The sequence below is a fragment of the Protofrankia sp. Cas8 genome (assembly GCF_963555845.1).
In the GTDB taxonomy this organism is placed as follows: Bacteria; Actinomycetota; Actinomycetes; order Frankiales; family Frankiaceae; genus Protofrankia.
Genome location: NZ_CAUVXI010000051.1, coordinates 1 through 2,452, shown reverse-complemented (window position 1 = coordinate 2,452; position 2,452 = coordinate 1). Strand labels below are relative to the sequence as shown.

At 68.1% G+C, this 2,452-nt stretch carries 1 protein-coding gene and 2 pseudogenes; all 3 read right to left on the bottom strand.

The window, feature by feature from the left end; all coding sequences use genetic code 11:
- A pseudogene (locus tag U9977_RS10225) lies at positions 1–324 on the bottom strand (hypothetical protein); the annotation flags it as partial.
- A gap of 260 nt (positions 325–584) precedes the next feature.
- Positions 585–1,601 (bottom strand): hypothetical protein, encoded by a 1,017-nt coding sequence (locus U9977_RS10220; RefSeq protein ID WP_322748977.1) that lies wholly within the window; start codon positions 1,599–1,601, stop codon positions 585–587.
- Positions 1,602–1,731: 130 nt separating this feature from the next.
- A pseudogene (locus tag U9977_RS10215) lies at positions 1,732–2,452 on the bottom strand (hypothetical protein); the annotation flags it as partial.

Sequence of the window (2,452 nt, the reverse complement as noted above, 5' to 3'; positions counted from 1 at the left end):
TCTGGACAGGGTGACTGCGGGGATCGCTCCTGTCGGGAACGGGAAGCCCGGGGGAACGATCGTTGTCCCGAGCGCGTCGATGCCGGTCGTCGGGGTCGCCTGTGGGCCCGTCTGCCCTGGGGGGATCGGTGTGGGTGAGGGCGTCAGCAGGTCGGTGGACAGGTCGGTCGGTTCGTCGGTAGGCCGAGCGGCAGGAGACGTGTGGGGGGTCGTGGTCGGCGTGGCCGGGGTCGATCCGCCGCAGGCACCGAGAAGGAGTGTCAGGCCCGCGGCTGTGCCAGCCGTCACCGTCCGAAGCTGTCGGGGCGTTCCGTTCCGGCTCATCGAGACCTCCAGTAGCCACGCCTCCCAGGCGACTGGGATATCCCGGGCAGCAGGCTTCACTAAGAGCGACCAACAATAGGGGACGCGGCGTCGCGGGGCCGAGGCACGTTCCTTGATCCATGCCCCTGTTGCCGGGCGCTCTTATGTCCAGCGTCCGCAGCATCCTCGCCGCCAACGCGCCCACCGGCACAGTCCGGCCTCCAGCGCCCATCCGGCGACTCCAGGAGCTGACGCTCTTCGGTCGCCTGGCATGGTTCCGCTTACCACGCGGCCGCCCGGTAGCCTGAGGCAAGCGTCGTGGGCTTGGCGCCATCACTGGAAACCTCAAGATCGGTGCCTGACAGGTACAGCAGCCAGTGCCCGCCGGCATCCACGTCCAGGCTGGTATGCGTCTTGCTGGTGAGCCCGGTCGCGATCTGACGAAGCGGCGCACCCGTCGCCGGGTCGACCTCCTGCAGCAGCACCGACGTGGTCACCGGCGGGTAACCGCCGCAGCACTGCCGCACGACGAATAAGTGGCCGTTCGGCATGTACACGCCCTCGTAGTAGAAGCTTCCCTTCTCCGCAGCGGTGAGTGGCACGGCGCCGGAGCCGTCGTCCTGCAGGTAATACGACTCCGTCGAAGGGCTCATCGTGACCAGGTCCCAGCCTTCGTTGTCCTCTGCGGAGCCAACCGACACGGCCAGGCGGGTGCCGTCGGGCGACCACGACAGGTGCGTGACCGGTGCCGGCAACCCACTGGCTGCCCTCCCCGGAGGCATCGGAAAACGCCGCTCGGCGTGGGTCGTCAGATTGACCACGACGACCTGGTAATCGGCGGTCGGGTTGTCCCCGGGGGAGCAGTCGAAGTGCTGCGTCGCGTACGCGAGACTCGTGCCGTTCGGACTGATCGCTGGCTTGCTGCCCGCGGACGCGATGATCGTCGGGTCGCCGCCGTCCGTGCCGATGCGCCATACCTGGTGCTGGCAGCCGACGCCAACCTCGTAGAACACCGATCGGCCGTCGGGACTCACCGCGAGCGAGTCCCCGACGGCCCCGCTGCCGCGCAGGGTACGGATGGCCCTGCCACTGACGGGATCCAGAAGCACCACCGCCCCGGCGGTCGTGACAGCCGCCAGCGTGCGCGGCGGCGCCGGCCCCGGATTCCCCATGGTGGAAGCGGCCCCGCCACTGTCGGCGGTGACACCGCTACGTGCCGGTGGGGTGGACGGTGTTCCGCCGGATCCAGTGCAGCCGACCGTTGCGATACAGACCGACGCCAGCATTGCGATCGCCAACGGGACCATCGTGCCCCCGTGCCACGGGGCGCGATCGTGGTGCGTCGTGCCTTCATCTCCCTGCCGGTAGCGATCGATCACTGGTTGATGGTATCTCCCACCTATTGTCAGGCGTTCTCAACGAGGCGTTTCAGTTGGTGACGGTGAAGGTAACCGTATGGACCGCGGGGTCGGTGCCCGCCACGTAGGACAGGATGTGTGTGCCAGCACTGAGCCCGGTCGTCTTCACGTTGTACTGGTAGCCCGGAGGTGATGCGACGAAGCGGAAGTCCTGGCCAGGCTGGCTGTTGCCGGGAGCCGGGGCGACGGACGATCCGTCGACACCGATGGCATGCACCGTGATCGAGGAGCTCCAGAGGTTTCTGCCGCCGCTGCCAACGAGTTGCAACTGGATCGGCAGCGTCGCGCCAGACCTGACTGGCTTGGTCAGGTCCGTCAGGATCCGGGCGCCGCACGTGACGGCGAAGCTGACCTTGACCGTTGGTGACGCGTAGTAGTTGGCGTCGCCCGCCTGGTCAGCCGTGACGGTGCAGGTGCCCGGACCGGTGAGGCTCACCGTCGTGCCGGACAGGTTGCACACCGACGAGGGTCCGGCGGTGAGTACGACCGGAGCGGTTGAGCCGGTACCAGCCGCATTCACGCTGAAGGGCGCGTCGCCGTAGGTGTGGGTCGGGATGGCGGCCAGGGTCACGCTGGCTTGTCGCTTGTCCACGACGAAGCTCAGCTGTCGCGGTACGGCGTCGCTGTAGTCGGCGGTGCCGTCCTGCGTCGCGGTCAGGACGCAGGTTCCGGCCCCGGTCACTGTGATCGTGACAAACCCGCCGCTGACAGTGGAGGCGGCGCACGGGCTT